Genomic DNA, 7,223 nt, shown 5'->3' on the forward strand with positions numbered 1-7,223 from the left:
GGCGGCCGTACGATCCGGTCGCCGCGTGCCGGATCGTGCCGCTCGCCCAGTACTGGCCCGCTAGCGGAGTTCCGCGGTGTCCTCGAACAACTGCCGTACCGTCGAGCGGTAGTTGGTCCGCACGTGGGCGAGGGCGTGCGCTCGCGCCCGCTCCGGGTCGCCGGAGGCGATGGCCTCGTACAACTCGCGGTGTTCCACGAGAAGTTGGGGCCACTCCTCGTTCCGTCGGGTCATCCAGCGCAGGCGGCCGGCGACCGGCTCCAGGGCGTCGACCAGCAGACTGTTGTCCGCCATCGCCACAATGCGGTCGTGGAGGCGGCTGTTGACGTCGGTGATGGCCTCGGCGTCGCCCGCCTCGGTCGCGGCGGCGGCGAGGTCGAGGAGCGTCTGCACCTCGGCTAGGTCCTCGGGAGTCGCGCGGGCCGCGGCGAGTCCGGCCGCGTAGACCTCCAGTGCCTCGCGCAGTTCGAAGAGCTCCTTGACGTCGTTCGGGGTGAGACGGCGTACGACCGCGCGGCGTGGCGTCTCGAAGTGGACGAATCCCTCGGTGACCAGGGCCCGGATCGCCTCGCGGACCGGCACCCGGGAGACCCCGAAGCGCTCGGCCAGCTCGCGCTCGACGAGCCGGTCGCCGGGGCGGAGGCCGCCCGCGATGATCTCCTGTCGCAGCGTGGCGAGGACGCGCTCGCGCACCGCGCCGAGGGGTTCGATCTTCGTCGTCGAGCTCATGGGCCCATCTTCGCCGACTCCGGGGGTGTTTTACGGAGCGTTAACGGGAGCGACATCGGTCAGAACGGTTGACGAGAGGACTATGACGGCAGTTTGGTATACCAAACGCGTAGCTCAGCGACCGGAACCAAGCGACCGGAAAGCAGTCCTCCTCCGTCCCCCGGCTCCTCATGGAGGCCCCGTGTCCCTCGCCGACCGTGCCGAAGCCACCGGCACAGCAGTGTTCGTCCCCGACCCCCGGCTCACCAACGAAGACCTCGCGCCCGCCGGCAAGCGCAACTGGAAGGTCTTCGACCTCTTCGCCCTGTGGATGTCGGACGTCCACAACCTCGGCAACTACACGTTCGCCGCCGGCCTGCTCTTCCTCGGCATGAACGTCTGGCAGATCTTCACGTCCCTGCTCGTCGGCTTCGTGATCATCTACATCGGGATGAACATGATGGGCCGCATCGGCCAGCGCACCGGCGTCCCCTTCCCGGTCGTCAGTCGTATCGCCTTCGGCGTCTGGGGTGCCAACATCCCCGCCCTGATCAGGGCAGTCATCGCCATCATGTGGTACGGCATCCAGACCTACCTCGCCTCCGTCGCCGTCAACGTGATGCTGCTGGCGGCTTGGCCCGGCCTGGAGTCCTGGACGCACAACTCGTTCCTCGGACTCGACGCGCTCGGCTGGGTGTCGTTCGTGGCGCTGTGGCTGGTCCAAGCGGCGATCATGAGCCAGGGCATGGAGTCCATCCGGAAGTTCCAGGACTTCTGCGGCCCGGCCATCTGGGTCGTGATGATCGCGCTGGCGGTCTGGATCCTGGCGAAGGCGGGCTGGACCATCTCGCTCACCAGCACCCCGCACCCGGTCTCCGTCGGCGAGCAGTGGCGCCAGTGGTTCGGCGCGGTCGGCCTGGTCCTGGCCACCTACGGCACCCTGATGCTCAACTTCTGCGACTTCTCCCGCTTCGCACCCGACGACAAGACCGTCCGACGCGGCAACTTCTGGGGCTTGCCGGTCAACTCGACGGCCTTCGTGATCGTGTCGGTCATCGTGACGGCCGGCGCGTACGAGGTGTTCGGCAAGGAGATCACCGACCCCGCCTACCTCGTCGCCGAGATCGGCAACACCTGGGTTCTGGTGCTGGGCGCGCTGACGTTCGCCATCGCCACGATGGGCGTCAACATCGTCGCCAACTTCGTGTCACCGGCGTACGACCTGGCCAACGTCTGGCCGCAGAAGATCACCTTCAAGGTCGGCGGCATGATCAGCACGGTGGTGGCGCTGCTGGTGACCCCGTGGAACCTCTTCTCCAACCCCACGGTCGTCAACTACTTCCTCGGCGGACTCGGCGCCTTCCTCGGCCCGCTGTTCGGCGTGATCATGGTCGACTACTACTGGGTCAAGCGCGGCCGCATCGACGTGGACGAACTGTTCAACGCCCAGCCCGGCTCCCGCTACCACTACCGCAAGGGCGTCAACCCCAAGGCGCTGTGGGCGTTCCTGCCCTCGGCGGCGGTCGCGGCGGTGCTCGCGCTGGTGAAGACGTTCAGCGATGTGGCCCCGTACTCCTGGTTCATCGGCACGGCGCTGGCCGCCGGACTGTACGTGATGCTGTGCCGCGCCGAGCGCGCCGACGACGCCGGGGTCATGGCCCAGAAGCCCGTGGGGGTCTGAGAAACGTGCGAGTCGTCGTCACCAACTGCAACACCACGCAGGAGATGACCGAGGAGATCGTACGAGGTGCCCGGGCCGCGGCAGGCCCGGGCACCACCGTGACCGGGCTGACCCCTGCCTGGGGCCCCGAGTCCGCGGAGGGCTGGCTCGACAGCCACCTCTCGGCCGCGGCGGTCATCGACCTGCTGCGCACGTACGACGGTCCGCCGTACGACGCCGTGGTGATGGCCGGTTTCGGGGAGCACGGGCGTGAGGGCGTGCGGGAGCTGGTGGACGTGCCGGTCGTCGACATCACCGAGGCCGCGGCCCATCTTGCCTGCCTGCTGGGCCGCAGGTACGGGGTCGTCACCACGTTGGAGCGGTCGTGCGGGCAGATCGAGGACAGCCTGGAGCTGGCGGGCGTGGGCCGCAACTGCGCCGCCGTCGTCGGTACGGGGCTCAGCGTCCTCGACCTCGGGGACGGGGACCCGAAGCGCACCGAAACGGCGTTCCTCGCGGCCGCCGAGCAGGCGTGCCGCGCCGGCGCTGAGGTCCTGGTGCTGGGCTGTGCCGGGATGACGGGGTTGCAGCGCACGGTGGGGGAGAAGCTCGGGCTGCCGGTGGTCGACGGGGTCGCGGCGGCGGTGAAGCTGGCGGAGTCGCTGGTGGCGCTGGGGCTGACGACGAGCCGGGCCGGGAGCTACGCGAAGCCGGTGCCGAAGAGGCGGGTGTGGGGGCGGCCGACGGGGTGATCGGGCGGATCGGGCGATCGGGACAGCAGGTGCCGTTCACGGACGCCACTCGTACCGCACATCCGGCTCGCGCTCCTCGTTCCCACTGCCGTCCGTGAACTCGACAGCGACGAAGCCGTGTCGCTCGTAGAACCGGTGGGCGGGCTTGTTGACCTGGAAGGTCCACAGACTCAGCCCGGCCGGGCCGCGCTCCTTGGCGAGGGCCACGAAGCGGTCACCGATGCCGCGTCCACGCCAGTCGGGGGCAAGGTAGAGCTGGGACAGCAGTGGGCCGTCGAGCACCATCACCCCCACGGTCCCGCCCCCGTCCGCGGCCTCGGCGACCCATGTCTCGCGCAGCGGCACCACGACCTCGCGGAAGTAGGCGCGGACCTCGTCGTCGGAGCGAGGGCGGACGACCGTCGGCAGAGCGGCGGCGAAGGAACGCAGCCAGACGTCGGCTGCGGAGGCAGCGTCCGGGGCGGCGGCGCGACGCAGGCCGACGACGGCTTCGGGACGGCTCACAGTCGTACGTCCTCCTTCTTGTCCGGGACCGCGGCGGTCGCCGTGATCTCCACCAGCTGCCCGGTGTATCCGAGGCAGGCCACACCGAGGAGGGTGGACGCATGCGGACCGGCACTCAGCCCGGACGCCTCGACGACCTCCCAGACGGCGGAGAGCACCGCGGGTTCGCCGCTCACGACGTACACATCGGTCACCAGCACGTGTTCCAGGTCGCTCCCGACCGCCCGGAGTTGCTCACCGAGGTTCGCGATCACCTGCTCGGCCTGCCGCACCGGATCTCCCGCACCGACCAGCTCCCCCTCGGCATCGAGGGGTACCGAACCGGCCAGAAAGGCGAGCTTCGTCCCGGCCTCGACGACGGAGGCGTGGGAGTAGGCGGGCGGTGGGAACAGGGCGGGGGAGGTGACGCGCTGGATCATGACGCTCCTGGGTCGGTCGCCGACAACTCGCCGATCATCCGGGCGTCCGGCCGGGCGCGCATCCGAATTTCCCCGCGGCAGGCTCCGGCGACTCTCCACCCACGGCCGCGACCCTCCGATCCGCTCGGCCGCCTCGACCCGCTCCAGGCGGTACAGCCGGACCTGCGGCGCGCCTCTGACCCGAGGGTCGACACTGAGTCGGTCCGGTGCCCCGAGCAGTCGGTGCACCAACCCGCCGGTCCACCCCCGCAGACGCAGCCCGGCCAACGAGACGTACCGCCGCCCGTCCTCCTCGTGCATCCCCCAGCCAACCATCGTTACCTCCCCCGTGCCGCCCGACAGCCCCTCGCCCGTGGCTTCTCGTGACGCTCTGTGATGACAACTCCCCATTGAAGCGGACACCACTGACAATCGCCGATCGGGGCGGCGGGACGGGCCGGAGGCGGACCCGCACACCAACAATCGCGTGGAGACACGGGGCACAGCTCCCTACGCTGCTGCCATGCCCTCCCTCCCCGACCATGTCTTCCTGGACGCCGTCGCCGACCACCTCGCGACGCTCCCCACCGTCCAGGCGGTGGCCCTCGGCGGCTCTCGCGCTCAGGGCACCCACAAGCCCGGCAGCGACTGGGACCTGGCCGTCTACTACCGGGGCCCGTTCGACCCCGACGATGTGCGGGCCCTCGGCTGGGAGGGCGAGGTGTCCGAGGTCGGCGGCTGGGGCGGTGGCGTGTTCAACGGGGGTGCGTGGCTGTCGATCGACGGGCGGCGCGTGGACGTGCACTATCGCGATCTCGACGTGGTGGAGCACGAGTCGGCGGAGGCGGAGGAGGGGCGGTTCCGGGTGGAGCCGCTGCTGTTCCACCTGGCGGGGATTCCGAGCTATCTGGTCGTGGCGGAGCTGGCGATCAACCGGGTGCTGCGCGGCGAACTCCCGCGCCCGGCCGCCTATCCGGAGAAGCTCCGGTCCTCCGCCGCCGAACGCTGGCGCGGTACCGCCCTCGCCACCCTCGGGTACGCCAAGGCCAACCACGCTCCGGCCGGCCGGCTCGCGGAGGTGGCCGGCGCGATCGCCACGGCCGCCGTGCAGGCCGGGCACGGCGTGCTGGCGGGTCGGGGGGAGTGGGTGACGAACGAGAAGCGGTTGCTGGAACGGGCCGGGTTGCGGGACGTCGACGAGATCCTCGGACGGTTGCGTCCGGAGCCGGACGTGCTGGGCGGAGCTGTTACGGACGCAGAGGAGCTCTTCACCTCGCGGGCGTAGCCGGGAGGGGCCGCGCACTCCTGGGCCTGCCGCGACACGGGCGACAGGCATTGCGTTCATAAAGAACACGCCTCTCCGCCCAACCGTCACATCCCCGAAATACGACCGTTCCATCCCCTCCAGGGACGCGACCTACCGTGGACACCACAGTCCACAGCCCGGCCACCGTCGCCCGAAGGCACACCCCCGCCTCGCACAGACGACAGGAGCCCCGTGTCACGCCCCGCCGCCCTGACCCTGCCGCCCTGGCTCGCCCACGCCCTTCGCGCCCAGCGGGGGCCCGTCCCCTGGAGCGCGGTCGTGCGAGGGGCACTGGCCTCCGGGCCCTTGCTGCTCGCGGCGGTGCTCGCCGGACGGGCCTCACTCGGCGTGGTCGCGGCCATCGCCGCGATGCTGGCCGGCATCAACGACCGGCCCGGCAGCCGACGGGCCTCGGTCAAGCGACTGGGTGTGCCCGCGCTCGCCGGGGCCGCGGGACTGCTCGTCGGAACGCAGGCCGGGGAGCACGTCGGGGCCGTCACACTGACTGTGCTCCTCACCCTTGTCGGGCTTGTCGCCGGGAGCGTCAGCGCCATAGGCCCCGTCGCCTCCGGAGCCGGGACCCAGTTGCTCGTCGCCTCCGCGATCGGGGCCGGAATGCCGGTGCCCGAGGAGAGTTGGCTGCGGGCCCTCGCCTACCTCGCGGGCGCCGGGTGGTTGATCGGACTGCGGCTCGTTCTGCCTACGCCCGGTGCGCTCGCCGGTGACTTCCGGTTCGACGGCGAGCGGGAGGCCGTCGCCGCCGTGTACGACGCCGTGGGGGAGCTTCTCGACGCCGCGGGCACCGCGGACGCCGGCGCGAGGCGGGCCGCCCTGACCGCCGCGCTCGACCATGCGCAGGACGCCCTCGCCGGGCCCCGGCTGCGGCGGTACGCCAGCTCCGCGGCCGAACGGCGGCTGCACGCTCAGTACGCCGCCGCGCTGCCGCTCGCCGAGGCCGCGACCGCGCTGGCCTGGGCCGGGGACGCGGTGGCCGGGCGGGCCTCCGAAGGGCCCCGCCGCCTCGCCGCCGCCGTACGGGACAACACGCACACCGGGCCGCTGCCCGCGCCCTCCCGTTCCGCGCCGGGGCTGCGTGCCCTCGACGACGCCCTCCTGCACGCCGCCGAGGCCTTCGACCGGGGCAAGGGGGGCGATCTGCACACGCGTCGGCGTGGCGTCGGGGATGTGCTGCGCACGGCGTTCGGGGCCGGGGGACGGGAGTACGGGCTGCGGGTCGCTCTCTGCTTCGGGGCCAGCGTGGGCGTGGCACAGGCGCTGCACCACGCCCGCTGGTACGGGGAGCACACGCACTGGTACTGGCTGCCCGCCACCGCCGTGTTCCTCGTCAAGCCCGACCTCGGGCCGCTCGCCTCCCGGGTGCTGTGCCGTGCGGCCGGGACCGTACTGGGGGCCCTCCTCTTCGCCGGGTTCGCCGCGGTGCTGCCCCGGCCTGAAGGGCTCATCGCGCTGGTCGCCCTCAGCGGCGCCCTGATTCCCGTCGCCACACGGCACTTCGCCGCCCAGACCGCCGTCGTCACCGTGCTCGTCCTTTCGCTCGTGATGGTGGGCGGCGAGCCGCAGGCGTCCGCCGGGCGGATCGGCGAAACCCTGCTGGCCTGCGCGATCGTGCTGATCGTGGGGCACCTGCCGATGCCGGGGCAGCGGGCGGGTGGAGTGCGCGCGCGGCTTGCCGTGGCGGCGAACGCGGCGCACGCGTACCTGGCGCACGTCCTGCGCGAGTCGGACGCGCACCTGGTCGGCAACGCCCAGGCCCGCACCGGCACCGGCACGGCCCGCGCCGCGACCGCCCGCGCCGGGACCGCCCGCGCCGGGACCGCCCGCGCCGGGACCGCCCGCGCCGGGACCGCCCGCGCCGGGACCGCCCGCGCCGGGAC

At 72.0% G+C, this 7,223-nt stretch carries 7 protein-coding genes; 4 read left to right on the plus strand and 3 right to left on the minus strand.

The window, feature by feature from the left end; genetic code table 11:
- Window positions 1-60 precede the first annotated feature (60 nt).
- The gene (locus tag ACFWWR_RS19460; RefSeq protein WP_383860623.1) at window positions 61-729 is read right to left on the minus strand and encodes a GntR family transcriptional regulator; all 669 of its coding nucleotides are present in this window, start codon (window positions 727-729) and stop codon (window positions 61-63) included.
- Window positions 730-910: 181 nt separating this feature from the next.
- Between ACFWWR_RS19460 and ACFWWR_RS19465 the strand changes: the two genes are divergently transcribed.
- Both ACFWWR_RS19465 and ACFWWR_RS19470 read left to right on the plus strand, forming a co-directional pair.
- A complete protein-coding gene (locus ACFWWR_RS19465) occupies window positions 911-2,389 on the plus strand; it encodes an NCS1 family nucleobase:cation symporter-1 (protein ID WP_383860626.1) in 1,479 nt (492 codons plus the stop codon).
- Window positions 2,390-2,394: 5 nt separating this feature from the next.
- The gene (locus tag ACFWWR_RS19470) at window positions 2,395-3,120 is read left to right on the plus strand and encodes an aspartate/glutamate racemase family protein (protein ID WP_383860629.1); all 726 of its coding nucleotides are present in this window, start codon (window positions 2,395-2,397) and stop codon (window positions 3,118-3,120) included.
- Window positions 3,121-3,156: 36 nt separating this feature from the next.
- Here ACFWWR_RS19470 and ACFWWR_RS19475 read toward each other — a convergent pair whose 3' ends face one another.
- Together ACFWWR_RS19475 and ACFWWR_RS19480 are read right to left on the minus strand one after the other, a co-directional pair.
- Complete coding sequence (locus tag ACFWWR_RS19475; protein ID WP_383860632.1) at window positions 3,157-3,624, minus strand: GNAT family N-acetyltransferase; 468 nt, start codon at window positions 3,622-3,624, stop codon at window positions 3,157-3,159.
- Window positions 3,621-4,043, minus strand: coding sequence for a RidA family protein (locus tag ACFWWR_RS19480; protein ID WP_384304401.1), 423 nt, complete (start codon window positions 4,041-4,043; stop codon window positions 3,621-3,623). Before ACFWWR_RS19480 ends, ACFWWR_RS19475 begins: the two co-directional genes overlap by 4 nt.
- Window positions 4,044-4,545: 502 nt before the next feature.
- On the opposite strand from ACFWWR_RS19480, the gene ACFWWR_RS19485 reads away from it, so the two are divergent.
- The gene (locus tag ACFWWR_RS19485; protein WP_384304403.1) at window positions 4,546-5,307 is read left to right on the plus strand and encodes a nucleotidyltransferase domain-containing protein; all 762 of its coding nucleotides are present in this window, start codon (window positions 4,546-4,548) and stop codon (window positions 5,305-5,307) included.
- A gap of 213 nt (window positions 5,308-5,520) precedes the next feature.
- Window positions 5,521-7,223 (plus strand): FUSC family protein (locus ACFWWR_RS19490; protein WP_384304406.1); only part of this gene is annotated, 1,703 nt, incomplete at its 3' end.

Source organism: Streptomyces sp. NPDC058678 (assembly GCF_042714835.1).
GTDB lineage: Bacteria > Actinomycetota > Actinomycetes > Streptomycetales > Streptomycetaceae > Streptomyces.